We start from the raw sequence: 15091 nt of genomic DNA, 5'->3' as shown, positions 1-15091 counted from the left end.
ATGTCGGCGATGGGTATCGCTACGCTCAACCTAGGCGGCCCCACCCATCCTGCGATTCGACTCGGCAAATCGCTGGCGGCACCATGCTAGACTCGCGCGCTTCCGATTCATGGTGATTTCTGCCGTGCCCCACACCGCCCTCGCCCATCCGCCACGCTGGCTGACCGCCAGCCAACTGCACCCGGCCCCCGCTGCCGGCGTGCGCGACTGGCTGTTCAATCAAGACTCGCTGACCCGCCGGCTGACCGCGCTGTCCGATGACGGCTTCAGCGTCACCCCGCTGGTCGAGGGCTGGCAGCGCCTGCGCAGCGACGAATGCAGCGCCCTCAACGTAGCGGCCGGCAGTCAGGGCTGGGTGCGCGAGGTGTATTTGCGCGGCCACGGCCAGCCCTGGGTATTCGCCCGCAGCGTGGCCGCGCGCAGCGCCCTGGAAGGCTCCGGCCTGGCCCTGGAACAGCTCGGCAGCCGCTCCCTCGGCGAGCTGCTGTTCAGCGACCGCGCCTTCGACCGCAGTACCCTGCAGGCCTGTCGTTACCCGGCGCCCTGGCTGCCCGCCGAGGTGCGCGCAGACCGCCTGTGGGCGCGCCGCTCCTGTTTCAGCCGCGGCGCCCTCGGGGTGCTGGTAGCCGAAGTGTTTCTGCCCGAGTTCTGGCCGGCCGCCGGGATCGAGGCTTGATCCGGCCGGTGGCAAACCCCTGCATTCCCACTCAGGAGCGTGGGAACCATGGCACGCATCCCCCCATCCCGGGCGCCGACTCCGTATAATCCACGCACCCCGCACGGAGACGCGCTCGATGTACACCCGCCTGCTCAAACCGCTGAATCGCCTGCACCCGCGCACCTGGGATTTCATCCAGCTGATGCGCCTGGAAAAACCCATCGGCATCTACCTGCTGCTATGGCCGACGCTCTGGGCCCTGTGGGTCGCGGCCGAGGGTGTGCCGAGCGCGAAGAACCTGTTCATCTTCGTCGTCGGGGTGATCCTGATGCGCGCCGCCGGCTGCGTGATCAACGACTACGCCGACCGCAACTTCGACGGCCACGTCAAACGCACCCAGGCGCGGCCCCTGGCCAGCGGCAAGGTGACGCCGCGTGAGGCGCTGATCCTGTTCGCCGTGCTGGTGGCGCTGGCCTTCGGCCTGGTGCTGCTGACCAACGCCGCGACCATCTGGCTGTCTTTCGGCGGCCTGGCTTTGGCCGCCTGCTACCCATTCATGAAACGCTACACCTTCTACCCCCAGGTGGTGCTCGGCGCGGCGTTCTCCTGGGGCATGCCCATGGCCTTCACCGCCGAGACCGGCACGGTGCCGCCGGAAGCCTGGCTGCTGTACATCGCCAACCTGCTGTGGACGGTGGCCTATGACACCTACTACGCCATGGCCGACCGCGACGACGACCTGAAGATCGGGCTCAAATCCACCGCCATCCTGTTCGGCGATGCCGACCGCCTGATCATCGTCATCCTCCAGGGCCTGGCCCTGTTGTGCCTGCTGCTGGCCGCTGCACGCTTCGAACTGGGCCTGTCTTTCCACCTCGGCCTGCTGGCGGCGGCGGCCTGCTTCGCCTGGGAGTACCACAAGACCCGCAACCGCAAACCCATGGCCTGCTTCAACGCCTTCCTGCACAACCACTGGGCCGGGCTGGCGATCTTTGTCGGTCTGGTGCTGGACTATGCCCTGCGCGGGTAGGACGAGGCGGGCCGCGCAGGTTGAGCGCAGCGATACCCAGACGCTGGCTGGTGATGGGTATCGCACTGCTCAGCCCATCCTAGCGGCGGCGTCTTCGCCGCCCAGCTGTCATATCACTGCAATAATTCCGTTATCTAATGCCACGCATGACAGTTGAACGACTCGAGGCCGGATCCATGGTTGGCAAGAACATCCTGATCGTCGATGACGAAGCACCGATCCGCGAAATGATCGCGGTGGCTCTGGAAATGGCCGGTTACGAGTGCCTGGAAGCGGAAAATACCCAGCAGGCCCACGCCATCATCGTCGACCGCAAACCCGACCTGATCCTGCTCGACTGGATGCTCCCCGGCACCAGCGGCATCGAGCTGGCGCGCCGGCTCAAGCGTGACGAACTGACCTGCGACATCCCGATCATCATGCTCACCGCCAAGGGCGAAGAGGACAACAAGATCCAGGGCCTGGAGGTCGGTGCCGACGACTACATCACCAAGCCGTTCTCGCCGCGCGAGCTGGTCGCCCGGTTGAAAGCCGTGCTGCGCCGTGCCGGCCCCAGCGACAGCGAAGCACCGATCGAAGTCGGCGGCCTGCTGCTCGACCCGATCAGCCACCGGGTGACCATCGACGGCAAACCGGCCGAGATCGGCCCGACCGAATACCGTCTACTGCAATTTTTCATGACCCATCAGGAACGCGCCTACACCCGCGGCCAGTTGCTCGACCAGGTCTGGGGTGGCAATGTCTATGTCGAAGAACGCACGGTCGATGTGCATATCCGCCGCCTGCGCAAGGCACTCGGCGACGCCTACGAAAACCTGGTGCAGACCGTGCGCGGCACGGGCTATCGTTTCTCCACCAAAAGCTAGCAGCCCCCCGGCCGATGACGGTGTGGGTTAGGATTGCCGGCTTGCCTCAGCGGCTCAATGGATCGATTGGCGGATGACTCCCAAGTGAAGCAAAACTGGCGTGGCGCCGTGATGCGCCGCCTGCTGTTGTTAATCGGCGCCTGCCTGCTGCTCGGCCTGCTCACCGGCGAGTATGCCTGGGCGCTGGCGGCTGGCCTGGCCGTCCACCTGGGCTGGACCCTGAGCCAGTTGCTGCGCCTGCACAAATGGTTGAAAGATCACCGACCGGACGAGCCGCCACCGGATGGCTATGGCCTGTGGGGCGAGGTGTTCGACAGCATCTACCACCTGCAACGGCGTAACCAGCGTGCCCGCGGCCGCCTGCAGGCGGTGATCGATCGGGTGCAGGAATCCACCGCCGCGCTGAAGGACGCGGTGATCATGCTCGATCGCGACGGCAACCTGGAATGGTGGAACCTCGCCGCGGAGACCCTGCTCGGTCTGAAGACCCCGCAGGACAGCGGCCAGTCGATTACCAACCTGCTGCGCGACCCGCGCTTCATCGAATATTTCGAGCGCGGCAGCTACCTCGAACCGCTGGAGCTGCCTTCGCCGCTCAACGACCGCCGGCGCCTGCAGTTCCATATCACCCAGTACGGCAATCGCGAACACCTGATGCTGGTGCGTGACGTCACCCGCTTGCATCAGCTCGAGCAGATGCGCAAGGACTTCGTCGCCAACGTCTCCCACGAGTTGCGCACGCCCCTGACGGTGATCGCCGGTTACCTGGAAACCCTGCTGGACAACGTCGAAGACGTCAATCCGCGCTGGCTGCGGGCGCTGCAGCAGATGCAACAACAAGGCGGACGCATGCAGAACCTGCTCAACGACCTGCTGTTGCTGGCCAAGCTGGAGGCCACCGACTACCCCTCGGACAACCAGCCGGTGGCGGTCGATCTACTGTTGTTGTCGATCAAGAGCGATGCCCAGGCGCTGTCCGGCGACCGCCAGCATCGCATCAGCCTGGAGGCCGACCCGCACCTCAAACTCAAGGGCAGCGAGGCTGAATTGCGCAGCGCCTTCTCCAACCTGGTGTTCAACGCGGTCAAGTACAGCCCCAACGAAGGGGCAATCCACATCCGCTGGTGGGGCGACGAACAGGGCGCGCACCTCAGCGTGCAGGACTGTGGCCTGGGCATCGAGGCCAGGCACCTGCCGCGCCTGACCGAACGCTTCTACCGGGTCGACTCCAGTCGCGCCAGTAACACCGGAGGCACCGGCCTTGGCCTGGCCATCGTCAAGCATGTGCTGCTGCGCCACCGTGCGCACCTGGAGATCACCAGCAGCCCTGGCAAGGGCAGCACCTTCACCTGCCACTTCCCCGACACCCAGGTGGTACGCCGCGGCAACAGACTCCGATAGGCGGCGGCGTAAGCGCAGCTTGCAAAGCTGATTGCTTGGCCCCACCCTTTAGCAGTCATTGGCCTACCGAAACCTTTATGGACCCCTCCACGAGTCACTCTGTCGCTAGTTTCTTCGCCGATTTCGGCCTCCTTCTCTTTGCCCTGTTGCTGGTGCTGCTCAACGGCTTTTTCGTCGCCGCCGAGTTCGCCATCGTCCGCCTGCGCGCCACCAAGGTCGAGGCCCTGGCCAACCAAAACGGCTGGCGCGGGCATATCCTGCGTACCGTGCACAACCAGATGGATGCCTACCTGTCGGCTTGCCAGCTGGGCATCACCCTGGCCTCGCTGGGCCTGGGCTGGGTCGGTGAACCGGCCTTCGCCGAACTGCTCACCCCGCTACTCGGCGCCATCGGTATCGAGTCGGCCAAGCTGGTGCACGGCATCGCCTTCTTCGCCGCCTTCTCGATCATTTCCTACCTGCACATCGTGGTCGGCGAGCTGGCACCCAAATCCTGGGCGATTCGCCAGCCCGAACGGCTGTCGCTGTGGACGGCCGCGCCGCTGTACCTGTTCTACTGGGCCATGTACCCGGCGATTTTCCTGCTCAATGCCAGCGCCAACGCCATCCTGCGCATTGCCGGCCAGGGCGAGCCGGGACCGCACCACGAGCATCATTACAGCCGTGACGAACTCAAGCTGATCCTGCACTCCAGCCGCGCCAGAAACCCCAGCGACCAGGACATGCGCGTGCTGGCCTCGGCGGTAGAGCTCGGCGAACTGGAGGTGGTGGACTGGGCCAACTCGCGCGAAGACCTGGTCTACCTGGCGCTGAACGCACCGCTGGACGAGGTGTTCAGCGTGTTCCGCCGGCACAAGTACAGTCGCTACCCGATCTTCGACGAAGCCGCCGGCGAGTTCGTCGGCGTGCTGCACATCAAGGACCTGCTGCTACACCTCTCCTTGCTGGAGATGCTGCCCTCGGCGCTGAAACTGGCCGAGCTGATGCACCCGATCGAGCGGGTTGGCCGGCATATGCCTCTGTCCGACCTGCTTGAGCAGTTCCGCCAGGGCGGCTCGCACTTCGCCCTGGTCGAGGAGGCCGACGGCAAGGTGATCGGCTACCTGACCATGGAGGACGTGCTGGAAGCCCTGGTCGGTGATATCCAGGACGAGCACCACAAGACCGAACGCGGCATCCTCGCCTACCAGCCGGGCAAGCTGCTGGTGCGCGGCGACACGCCACTGTTCAAGGTCGAGCGCCTGCTGGGGGTCAACCTCGACCATGTCGAGGCGGAAACCCTGGCCGGATTGATCTACGAAACCCTCAAGCGCATGCCCGAGGAAGAGGAAGTGCTGGAGGTCGACGGCCTGCGCATCATCGTCAAGAAGATGAAGGGGCCGAAGATCGTCCTGGCCAAGGTGCTCAAGCTGGATTGAGTGATTCCGGGCAGGAGCTGTAGGTTGGGTTGAGGAGCGGCGCGACGAAGCCCAACGTGACAATCCCCATTGTTGGGCTTCGCTGCGCTCAGCACCAACCTACGACCCGCGGTAGACCGCGCATCGACATCCCCAACCTACTCCCCGCCCACCGCAAAGTTCGGCAGGCTGTTGACCGGCTGACTGAAGTCGAAGGGGATGGATTCCAGGGCCAGGCCGACGTTGCGCTGCACCACGAAGTGCAGGTGCGGGCCGGTGCTGTTGCCGGTGTTGCCTGAACGGGCAATGGGGCTGCCGCTGTTGATCCGCTGGCCTTCGCGCACGCTGACCGAGCCCTGCATCAGGTGCAGGTAGACGCCCATGGTGCCGTCGTCATGCAGGATGCGCACATAGTTGCCTGAGGGGTTGTTGCCCCGGCCGCTCTGCTGGTTCTCGGTCTTGACCACCACGCCGCCGCGGGCCGCGACTATCGACGTGCCCTCGGGCATGGCGATGTCCATGGCGTAACGCCCTTTGGCGGTGAAGTGGCTGTATTTGCCGTTGGCCCCCTGGGTCAGGCGGAAGGGCCCGCCACGCCAGGGTAGCGGGTAGTTCTTCTGCGTCGGTAGCAGGCGCGGGTCACCCATGGCGTAACGCAGTTTCGGTGTGTAGCGCAGCGGCTTGCTGGCATCGCGCGCGGTCAGGGTGGCGAGACGAATCTTGCTGCGCGGCGGCAATACCCAGGTGATGGGTTTATCCGGGGCGCCGATGGCGTTGTCGACCTGTTCCAGCTTCAGTTCGATCTGCACCGGCGCATACAGGTCGTTGCGCACCAGCAGGGTGTCGCCGGCGGCGTGCTTCTGGGTCTCCAGCTTCACCTGAGTGTCCAGACGCTCGACCATTCGATCGCGGAAGACGAACACCTGGGCGCCCGCCGTCGCTTTATCGGTATAGGTCACCACACCGTTGGCGTCGGTGTATTTGTAGATGGTCAGGGCGGCGGCCTGGCTGGCAACCAGCAGCAGGGCGCAAAGAACGATCAGGCGAAGGGGCATGGGCTCACGGACTGCGGTGGCTCTCCAGAGCACTGAGACTAGCAGCGCGGCTGCATGCATGCGAGGGCCAGGGCCATGGAATGTGACCTGGCGCATTTGTCACTGCGCCCGAGCCCGTGCAGCTTTTTGACGCAACGCCTGGGCAAGCTAACCTCAAGGTGAGTGATTGCCGGCGGGGCGACACGCAACGGGCCACCGGGCAACACCAGCGTGCCTGTACTGCCAGGAGGATTAATGACCATGAAAACCTCGATGTTCAACACCCTGCTGATCGACAAACCGCTGCGGGAGATTTTCTGGTTCTACGGCGTGATCCCCAGCAATATGCTCTGGGCCGTAACCCTCGCGGTGTATTTCAGCGGCGCCGCACTGGCCACAGTGGTGCTCATGTTCGCCGTGCTGCTGGGCTATACCGCCTGGATAATCGGCGAGATCTGGTACTGCAGCGGCAACGTGAAAAACCCAACCCACGGTGACATCGCCCGCGTCCTCACCGCCGCCTGGGCGATCAATACGCTGCTGCTGGTGTCCTTCCTGCTGCTGCAGCGCCTGGGCTGAGCAGGTAACAGATCAGGCGCCAGGGACGAAGTGTTTCTGCGTGGTGCCGCGGGCGATCAGGCGTGACAGGTAGTCGAGTTTCTGCGGATCGCGGTCGACGAACTTGAACGTCAGCAGCAGCCATTCGCTGTCCGGCTTGGGCTCCAGCGCCGCCACCGCATGCAGGTAGCCATTGAGCCGCGCCACCTCCGCCCCCTCGCCCTGCTCCAGATCGAGCACCGCACTCTCCAGCACTTGCGGCAGCAGTTCGGCGCGCTTGACCACCAGTTGCGCATCCTTGAGGCTGAGCGCCTTGATCACGCAGTTCATGGTGCCGCCAGGCAGGCGCAATTGACCCTGGCCACGTCCGCCCGGAGCCTGCCCCGCCGACTTGGCCGAAGCGGCGGGCGCTGCGGGAGCCTCCTGACGCGCCGCCACGGCCTCTGCCGGAGCGGCGGCCGCCGGCTTGATCGCCTGGGTCTGACCACCGGTCAGCGCTGCCAGGGAGTCATTGGCAAAGCCGCCACTGCTGAGCATTTTCGGCGGCGCACTGGCCATCAGGGCTTGCAGCTTGCCGGCACGGCTCAGGGCCTTCTTGACCTTGGTCACCAACTGCTCGTTGGAAAAGGGCTTGCCTATGAAATCGGAAACACCGGCCTGGATCGCCTGGATCACGTTGTCCTTGTCGCCACGGCTGGTGACCATGATGAAGGGCACGGTTTTCAGATTGTCCTGCTCACGGCACCAGCTGAGCAACTCGAGTCCGGACAGCTCGGGCATTTCCCAATCGCAGAGAATCAGGTCGACGCTCTGCCGGCCGAGCAACTGCTGGGCCTTGCGCCCATTGATGGCTTCGACGATCTGCACGCCGGGAAAGTGGTCGCGCAGGCCTTTCTTCACCAGGTCACGGATAAAGGTGGCGTCGTCCACCACCAGTACGCTGACTTTGCTCATCGGCCACTCCTGTTCGAATGGCCCAAGCATAAGCGCGGCGACTGGCCAAAGGCCAACCCTAAAGTGGCTGTTCGCCATTTTAGGGTTGGTCGATCGGCCTTGCCGAGGGCGCCAGGACTCCGCTGCATCAGGCTCGCAGGCGCGGCACTCAACGGTCCTTGCCGATGCCTTCTACTTCTTCTTTCATGCGGGTCAGGCCTATGTGCTTGACGTCGGTGCCACGCACCAGGTAGATCACCAATTCGGCGATATTGCGTGCATGGTCGCCGATGCGCTCCAGCGAGCGCAGGGCCCAGATGATGTTGAGCACCCGCGAGATCGAACGCGGGTCTTCCATCATGTAGGTGACCAACTCGCGCAGGGCGGTCTTGTATTCACGGTCGACGGTCTTGTCGTACTGCGCCACCGACAGCGCCAGGTCGGCATCGAAGCGGGCGAAGGCGTCCAGCGCCTCCTGCACCATCCGGCGCACCTGGTCGCCGATATGCCGCACTTCCACGTAGCCGCGCGGCGCCTCGCCTTCCTCGCACAGGAGGATGGCGCGCTTGGCGATCTTGGTCGCTTCGTCGCCGATGCGCTCGAGGTCGATCACCGACTTGGAGATGCTGATGATCAGGCGCAGGTCGGAGGCCGCCGGTTGACGGCGGGCGAGGATGCGCACGCACTCTTCGTCGATGTTGCGCTCCATCTGGTTGATCTGGTCGTCGATCTCGCGCACTTGCTGAGCCAGGCCCGAGTCGGCGTCGATCAGCGCGGTCACCGCGTCGTTGACCTGCTTCTCGACCAGCCCGCCCATGGCCAGCAGACGGCTGCGCACCTCCTCCAGCTCGGCGTTGAACTGCTGGGAGATGTGCTGGGTGAGGTTATCTTTGTTGATCATATTTCGCTCCGCGAAAGCTGCCGGCTTGGGTGGCCGTGGTGCGCACAGCGCACCCTACACGTTGAGTTCAGTACTAAGGCCCTTGGAAAATGCTCTCTGGCGCGAAGGGCGCGCGCTGACAGTACGAGTAGTACGGCAAGCGCGCCCGACAAAGCCAGGGAGTATTTGCCATGGCCTTAGCCGTAGCGGCCGGTGATGTAGTCTTCTGTCTGCTTCATCTCCGGGTTGGTGAACAGCGTATCGGTATCACCGAACTCGATCAGCTTACCCATATACATGAAGGCGGTGTAATCCGACACCCGCGCCGCCTGCTGCATGTTGTGGGTGACGATAACGATGGTGTATTTGGATTTCAGTTCATAGATCAGCTCTTCGACTTTCAGCGTCGAGATCGGATCCAGCGCCGAGCAGGGTTCGTCGAGCAGCAGCACTTCCGGCTGCACCGCCACGGTACGGGCGATTACCAGGCGCTGCTGCTGACCGCCGGACAGGCCGAGGGCCGACTCGTGCAGGCGGTCCTTGACCTCGTCCCACAAGGCCGCGCTTTTCAGGCCCCACTCCACCGCTTCGTCGAGCACGCGCTTCTGGTTGATGCCCTGGATCCGCAGGCCATAGACCACGTTCTCGTAGATGCTCTTGGGGAAGGGGTTGGGCTTCTGGAACACCATGCCGACCCGGCGACGCAGCTCGGCGACGTCTTCGCCCTTGCGGTAGATGTCGCGCCCATCGAGGTTGACTTCACCCTCGACGCGGCAACCGTCGACCAGATCGTTCATCCGGTTGAAGGTGCGCAGCAGGGTCGACTTGCCGCAACCGGACGGGCCGATAAAGGCGGTGACGCGTTGCTTGGGGATCTTCAGCTTGACGTCGAACAGCGCCTGCTTGTCGCCGTAGTACAGGTTCAGACCCGGCACCTGAATCGCCACGGTTTCCCCGGCCAGGTTGAGGCTCTGCTTGTCCCGGCCCAGGGCCGTGATGTCGATGCCGTGTGTGTGTGCTTGGTGCTGCATGGGATGCTCCCTACGCTAACAATTCGTTGATCATCCTCCGCCCGCAGGCAGAGGACAAAAGTCTTTAGTGATCCAGCGCCTTGTACTTCTCACGCAGGCGGTTACGCATGAACACCGCGGTGAGGTTCAGAATCGCGATCACCAGCACCAGCAGCAATGCCGTGGCGTAGACCAGCGGCCGCGCGGCCTCGACGTTGGGGCTCTGGAAGCCGACGTCGTAGATGTGGAAACCCAGGTGCATGATCTTCTGATCCAGGTGCAGGTACGGGTAGTTGCCGTCCAGGGGCAGCGAGGGCGCCAGTTTGACCACGCCGACCAGCATCAGCGGCGCCACTTCGCCGGCGGCACGCGCCACGGCGAGAATCAGACCGGTCATCATCGCCGGGCTGGCCATCGGCAGCACCACCCGCCACAGGGTCTCGATCTTGGTCGCGCCGAGGGCCAGGGAACCTTCGCGCAGCGCCCGCGGAATTCGCGCCAGGCCTTCCTCGGTGGCGACGATCACCACCGGCACGGCAAGCAGCGCCAGGGTCAGCGAGGCCCACAACAGCCCCGGCGTACCGAAGGTCGGTGCCGGCGCGGACTCGGGGTAGAACAAGCGGTCGATCGAACCACCCAGTACATAGACGAAGAAGCCCAGACCGAACACCCCGTAGACGATGGCCGGTACGCCGGCCAGGTTGTTCACCGCAATGCGGATCACCCGGGTCAACGGCCCCTGCTTGGCGTACTCGCGCAGGTAGATGGCCGCCACCACGCCGAACGGGGTGACGATCACTGCCATGATCAGGGTCATCATCACCGTACCGAAGATCGCCGGAAAGATGCCGCCCTCGGTGTTGGCCTCGCGCGGGTCCTCGCTGACGAACTCCCACAGCTTGGCGCCGTAGAACTGCAGCTTGCCGAGGGGCGACATGGCGTTCGGCTGATAGGCCCGCACCACCTTGCCCAGGCTCAGTTCGACCTCGCGGCCATCGGCGGTGCGCACCATGGCGCTATCGCGGTTGAAGGCCGCGTAGAGCGCCACCAACTGGGTTTCCAGCACCTTGTACTCGGCATCCCACTGCGCCTGGTCCATGTCCAGATCAGCCTGGGCCTGTGCATCCAGCTTGCCCTGCAGTTCCAGCTTGCGGGTTTGCAGGCGAATGCGTTCGAGCCCGGCATTGATCCGGCCGATGTCTTTCTTTTCCAGGCGCACCACTTGCGCATGCAGTTCGTCGACCCGCGCCAGACGCTCCTGCAGGGCAGTCCAGGCCGCATCGCCCTCGGCGACCAGTTGGCCGTTTTCCTTGACGTTGACCAGGTAGCCGTAGAGGTTGCCCCATTCACGGCGCTCGAATGCCGTGAGGGCCTCCGGGGTGCGCAGGTCGCTCAACCATTCGCCCACCACCCAGGTGAAGTCGGCGCCGTACAGATCGCGGTTGCCCACCTTGAACAGCTCGCGGGTCATGAACTCGCCACCCTCGGCCGCCACCGGCAAGCCGGAAGCGGCCAGGCGCGCACGCGGAATCTCTTCGATCTGGGTGATCTCGCCGGCCATGACCTTGGCCTCCTGGCCCGGCACCTGATAGACCGCCTCGACGATATCGGCCGGCCAGAAGTGTGCGAGGCCACGGGTGGCGATCACGGCGAGCAGACCCAGGGTCATGATCACGGCGATGGACACCGCACCGGCATTCATCCAGATCCACGGCGAACCGCTTTTGACCCAGGCTTTTACGGAATTCTTTTTCACAGTGCTACACCTTCACTGAAATCGCTTGCCGCAACGTGCGCTGAAGCCCTCACCCACCCTGCGGGCACCCGCTCCCTGAGGGAGAGGGCCGTCGGATGGGCCTGCTGCGCAGGCCATGCTTTATAGGGACGCATACTTGACGCGCAGACGCTGGCGCACCAGTTCCGCGAGCGTGTTCATGACGAAGGTGAAGGACAGCAGCACCAGCGCCGAGAGGAACAGCACCCGGTAATGGGTGCCGCCGACCGCCGATTCGGGCATTTCCACCGCCACGTTGGCGGCCAGGGTGCGCAGGCCCTCGAAGATGTTCATGTCCATGATCGCGGTGTTGCCGGTGGCCATCAGCACGATCATGGTTTCGCCGACCGCGCGGCCCATGCCGATCATGATCGCCGAGAAGATGCCCGGGCTGGCGGTGAGGATGACCACCCGCGTCAGGGTCTGCCAGGGCGTCGCACCGAGGGCCAGGGAACCGAAGGTCAGGCTCTTCGGCACGCTGAACACGGCGTCTTCGGCAATCGAGTAGATCGTCGGGATCACCGCGAAACCCATGGCCAAGCCGACCACCAGGGCGTTGCGCTGGTCAAACGCGATGCCCAGGTCATTGCTCAGCCAGGCGCGCATGTTGCCGTCGAACAGCCAGACTTCCAGGTGGCCGCTCATGCCCAACGAGACGATGCCAATCAGCAGGATCACCGGGATCAGCAGCGCCGCTTCCCAGCCATCCGGAACCAGCAGACGGACCGACTCGGGCAGACGGCTCCAGGCGAAACCGGCCAGCAGGATGCCGATCGGGGTAAAGATCAGCAGGCTGAAGATGCCGGGTAGATGGCCCTCGACATAGGGCGCGAGGAACAGGCCGGCGAAGAAGCCGAGAATCACCGTCGGCAGCGCTTCCATCAGCTCGATCACCGGCTTGATCTTGCCGCGCATGGCCGGGGCCATGAAGTAGGCGGTGTATATGGCCGCGGCAATTGCCAGCGGCGCCGCCAGCAACATCGCGTAGAACGCGGCTTTCAGGGTACCGAACGCCAGTGGCGCGAGGCTCAGCTTGGGTTCGTTGTCGGTGCTGGCGGAAGTCGACTGCCAGACATAGTCAGCCTCGTCGTAGTTTTCGTACCAGACCTTGCCCCACAGCGAACTCCAGGAGACTTCCGGGTGCGGGTTGTCGATCAACAGGCGCTGCAGTTGCCCTTGCGACTCGACCAGCACACGGTTGGCGCGCGGCGACAAGCCGGCCAGGGCGGCGCCGTCGGCCACCGGCTCGACCAGCAGGGTGCGGTGCGCGGTGCTGTGGAAGATACCCAGGTTGCCTTTGGCATCCAGGGCCATGAAGCCCTTGCGCCGCTCCTCCGGGAGAATCTGGGTGATGGCGCTGTCGCCCATCTGGAAGCTGCGAATCGACTTCAGGTACTGCTTGCCGTCCTTGTCGCGAACCATGAACCACTGCTGGATAGCGCCCTTGCTGTCGCCGATCATCAGCGAGATACCGCCGAGCAGCCCAGTCGCATTGGTGACATCGGTGGCGCCATCGCTGAGCAGCTTGTAGCGACCATTCAGTTCCTTGGTGCGCAGGCTGAAGACATCCGCCGTGGCGCGGCCATTGATCACGTACAGCCACTGATGGCGCGGATCGACGATCAATGCCTTGATCGGTTCGGAGATCTGCGCCAGGGCGATGCGGTCCTCGCTGAGGGTCACCTCACCGGTCATCATGTTTTCTTCGCGGCCGAGGCTCAGCACATGCAGATCGGTACCGGTGGAAGCGCTCAGCAACAGGGTGCCGCCGTTCAGGCTGACGCCGACGTGATCCAGCGCGCGTCCTTGCTCGTCGAGACTGATCGCGGCTTCACCGAACGGGTAGTCGATCCGCGGCGTGATGGTTTTCACGTCGTTCGGGTAACTGACCGGGTAGGCATGCTCGAACACCAGCACTTGGCCGTTGGACAGGCCCAAGGCCACCCGGTTACTGCCCGGTTGATCGAGACCCACGGAAGCTACCTGAGCATTGGCCGGCAGCGGCAGGGTTACCGCGCTCAGCAAGGCCATGCTCTTGGCATTGAAAAACTGCACCTGACCACGCTCATCGAGGCGCATGGCCACGCGGTTCTGCTCTTCCACCGCCATCAACAAGGGTTTGCCGGCATTCGCCAACCAGGCCGGCTGCACCGGCTGGCGTGTATCGAGGTCAGCGCCCTGAAACATCGGCAAGACGATATAGGCCAGGTAGAAGAAGATCAGCATGATGGCGCCAAGCACCGCCATACCGCCAATGGACACAAGCCAGCGGGCCAGGTGATCTTTCAGCGCGCGGATGCGGCGCTTGCGCAGCAAGGCCGGGGTATTGAAGTCCAGCCTCAGGGATTTGGGCGAGGCAGTCACGGTTTCTCGAGCCAGGTCATTCATAGTAAGGGCATCTCTGCGCGGCCATGAGCGCGCCGTAAATTCATTCGTGGCACAGGCTGAATAATCTAGCCAGCTTATGTGACAGAAAAGTTACAGCGTGCTGACAAAGCGACGCCCGCCTCTCTATCCGAGAGGCGGGCGTGGCTACAAAGCTGGCGTCCCTGCCAGTAGAGCCAGGTGCTTAGAGACCCAGCTCCTTCATGGTCTTCTCGACCACTTTGCTCGGCAGCGGGATGTAGCCATCCTTGACCACGACTTCCTGGCCTTGCTTGGACAGCACCAGCTTGACGAACTCGGCGTCCAGCGGGCTCAGGGCCTTGTTCGGCGCCTTGTTGACATACACGTAGAAGAAGCGGGCCAGCGGGAACTTGCCAGCCAGGGCGTTTTCTTCGTTGGCTTCAAAGGCTTCGCCGCCTTTCTTGGACAGCGCTACAGCCTTGACGCTGGAAGTCTTGTAGCCGATACCCGAGTAGCCGATGGCATTCAGGGTGCTGGAGATCGACTGTACAACGGAAGCCGAACCCGGCTGCTCGTTGACGTTAGCCTTGTAGTCGCCTTTGCACAGGGCTTCTTCCTTGAAGTAGCCGTAGGTGCCGGATACCGAGTTACGCCCGAACAGCTGCAGCGGCTTGGCGGCCCACTCGCCGGTCAGGCCGACGTCGCCCCAGGTCTTGATGTCGCTGGCGCCACCGCACAGGCGGGTGCTGGAGAAGATCGCGTCGACCTGCTCGATCGACAGGCTCTTGATCGGGTTGTCCTTGTGCACGAAGACCGCCAGGGCATCGATAGCCACCGGAATGGCAGTCGGCTTGTAGCCATACTTCTGCTCGAAGGCCTGGATCTCGCTGTCCTTCATGGCGCGGCTCATCGGGCCCATGTTGGCAGTGCCTTCGGTCATCGCCGGTGGCGCGGTAGAGGAGCCGGCGGCCTGGATCTGGATGTTGACGTTCGGGTAGTTCTTCTTGAACTCTTCGGCCCACAGGGTCATCAGGTTGGCCAGCGAATCGGAGCCGACGCTGGACAGGTTGCCTGACACACCGGAAGTCTTTTCATAGGTCGGCAGAGCCGGGTCGACAGCGGCGACCGCAGTGGCGGTGGCGACGCCAGCGGCGACGAAAGTCATGGCCGCCATCAAACGCTTAAGTTTCATGCCTTGCTCCTA

Annotated in this window: 13 protein-coding genes; 6 read left to right on the top strand and 7 right to left on the bottom strand. The window is 63.8% G+C overall.

Translation table 11 applies throughout. From position 1 onward, the window contains the following. The first annotated feature begins 124 nt into the window (after positions 1-124). The 5 genes from R3355_RS18315 to R3355_RS18295 all read left to right on the top strand — a co-directional run bounded on the left by R3355_RS18315 (position 125) and on the right by R3355_RS18295 (position 5373). The gene (locus R3355_RS18315) at positions 125-676 is read left to right on the top strand and encodes a chorismate--pyruvate lyase family protein (RefSeq protein ID WP_318962508.1); all 552 of its coding nucleotides are present in this window, start codon (positions 125-127) and stop codon (positions 674-676) included. Positions 677-794: 118 nt separating this feature from the next. Beyond that, on the top strand, positions 795-1688 hold the full coding sequence (gene ubiA, locus R3355_RS18310) for a 4-hydroxybenzoate octaprenyltransferase (protein ID WP_318962507.1): 894 nt from the start codon (positions 795-797) through the stop codon (positions 1686-1688). Between the two features lie 176 nt (positions 1689-1864). Then, positions 1865-2554, top strand: coding sequence for a phosphate regulon transcriptional regulator PhoB (phoB, locus tag R3355_RS18305; RefSeq protein WP_318948428.1), 690 nt, complete (start codon positions 1865-1867; stop codon positions 2552-2554). Positions 2555-2611: 57 nt separating this feature from the next. Continuing rightward, a complete protein-coding gene (phoR, locus tag R3355_RS18300; protein WP_318948426.1) occupies positions 2612-3955 on the top strand; it encodes a phosphate regulon sensor histidine kinase PhoR in 1344 nt (447 codons plus the stop codon). Positions 3956-4032: 77 nt separating this feature from the next. Beyond that, positions 4033-5373 (top strand): hemolysin family protein, encoded by a 1341-nt coding sequence (locus R3355_RS18295; RefSeq protein ID WP_318948427.1) that lies wholly within the window; start codon positions 4033-4035, stop codon positions 5371-5373. A gap of 137 nt (positions 5374-5510) precedes the next feature. Here the strand turns inward: R3355_RS18295 and R3355_RS18290 are convergent, their stop codons facing one another. Further along, a complete protein-coding gene (locus tag R3355_RS18290) occupies positions 5511-6407 on the bottom strand; it encodes a M23 family metallopeptidase (protein ID WP_318962506.1) in 897 nt (298 codons plus the stop codon). 234 nt (positions 6408-6641) lie between these two features. On the opposite strand from R3355_RS18290, the gene R3355_RS18285 reads away from it, so the two are divergent. Next, positions 6642-6965 (top strand): hypothetical protein, encoded by a 324-nt coding sequence (locus R3355_RS18285; RefSeq protein WP_318962504.1) that lies wholly within the window; start codon positions 6642-6644, stop codon positions 6963-6965. Positions 6966-6977: 12 nt separating this feature from the next. Here the strand turns inward: R3355_RS18285 and R3355_RS18280 are convergent, their stop codons facing one another. The 6 genes from R3355_RS18280 to R3355_RS18255 form a co-directional block, all read right to left on the bottom strand. After that, positions 6978-7898 (bottom strand): response regulator, encoded by a 921-nt coding sequence (locus tag R3355_RS18280; RefSeq protein WP_318962503.1) that lies wholly within the window; start codon positions 7896-7898, stop codon positions 6978-6980. Between the two features lie 148 nt (positions 7899-8046). Further along, a complete protein-coding gene (gene phoU, locus R3355_RS18275; protein ID WP_318950316.1) occupies positions 8047-8778 on the bottom strand; it encodes a phosphate signaling complex protein PhoU in 732 nt (243 codons plus the stop codon). Positions 8779-8954: 176 nt separating this feature from the next. Further along, positions 8955-9788, bottom strand: coding sequence for a phosphate ABC transporter ATP-binding protein PstB (pstB, locus tag R3355_RS18270; RefSeq protein ID WP_318962501.1), 834 nt, complete (start codon positions 9786-9788; stop codon positions 8955-8957). 64 nt (positions 9789-9852) lie between these two features. Further along, positions 9853-11469, bottom strand: coding sequence for a phosphate ABC transporter permease PstA (gene pstA, locus R3355_RS18265; protein ID WP_318962569.1), 1617 nt, complete (start codon positions 11467-11469; stop codon positions 9853-9855). 174 nt (positions 11470-11643) lie between these two features. Further along, positions 11644-13929: an ABC transporter permease subunit gene (locus R3355_RS18260; RefSeq protein ID WP_318962499.1), complete on the bottom strand. Its 2286-nt coding sequence runs from the start codon at positions 13927-13929 to the stop codon at positions 11644-11646. Between the two features lie 181 nt (positions 13930-14110). Next, a complete protein-coding gene (locus tag R3355_RS18255; protein ID WP_318962498.1) occupies positions 14111-15079 on the bottom strand; it encodes a phosphate ABC transporter substrate-binding protein PstS family protein in 969 nt (322 codons plus the stop codon). Between the last annotated feature and the right edge of the window lie 12 nt (positions 15080-15091).

Origin of the sequence: Pseudomonas sp., from assembly GCF_033723075.1 — a bacterium.
Taxonomy (GTDB): Bacteria; Pseudomonadota; Gammaproteobacteria; order Pseudomonadales; family Pseudomonadaceae; genus Aquipseudomonas.
Note: the sequence above shows the minus strand (reverse complement) of the source record. Positions and strands in the feature narration are given on the sequence as shown.

Coding starts and splice junctions, on each gene's coding strand:
- ubiA (WP_318962507.1), top strand. CDS start 795: ATGTACACCCGCCTGCTCAAACCGCTGAATCGCCTGCACCCGCGCACC.
- phoB (WP_318948428.1), top strand. CDS start 1,865: ATGGTTGGCAAGAACATCCTGATCGTCGATGACGAAGCACCGATCCGC.
- phoR (WP_318948426.1), top strand. CDS start 2,612: ATGGATCGATTGGCGGATGACTCCCAAGTGAAGCAAAACTGGCGTGGC.
- R3355_RS18295 (WP_318948427.1), top strand. CDS start 4,033: ATGGACCCCTCCACGAGTCACTCTGTCGCTAGTTTCTTCGCCGATTTC.
- R3355_RS18290 (WP_318962506.1), bottom strand. CDS start 6,407: ATGCCCCTTCGCCTGATCGTTCTTTGCGCCCTGCTGCTGGTTGCCAGC.
- R3355_RS18285 (WP_318962504.1), top strand. CDS start 6,642: ATGACCATGAAAACCTCGATGTTCAACACCCTGCTGATCGACAAACCG.
- R3355_RS18280 (WP_318962503.1), bottom strand. CDS start 7,898: ATGAGCAAAGTCAGCGTACTGGTGGTGGACGACGCCACCTTTATCCGT.
- phoU (WP_318950316.1), bottom strand. CDS start 8,778: ATGATCAACAAAGATAACCTCACCCAGCACATCTCCCAGCAGTTCAAC.
- pstB (WP_318962501.1), bottom strand. CDS start 9,788: ATGCAGCACCAAGCACACACACACGGCATCGACATCACGGCCCTGGGC.
- pstA (WP_318962569.1), bottom strand. CDS start 11,469: ATGAATGCCGGTGCGGTGTCCATCGCCGTGATCATGACCCTGGGTCTG.
- R3355_RS18260 (WP_318962499.1), bottom strand. CDS start 13,929: ATGAATGACCTGGCTCGAGAAACCGTGACTGCCTCGCCCAAATCCCTG.
- R3355_RS18255 (WP_318962498.1), bottom strand. CDS start 15,079: ATGAAACTTAAGCGTTTGATGGCGGCCATGACTTTCGTCGCCGCTGGC.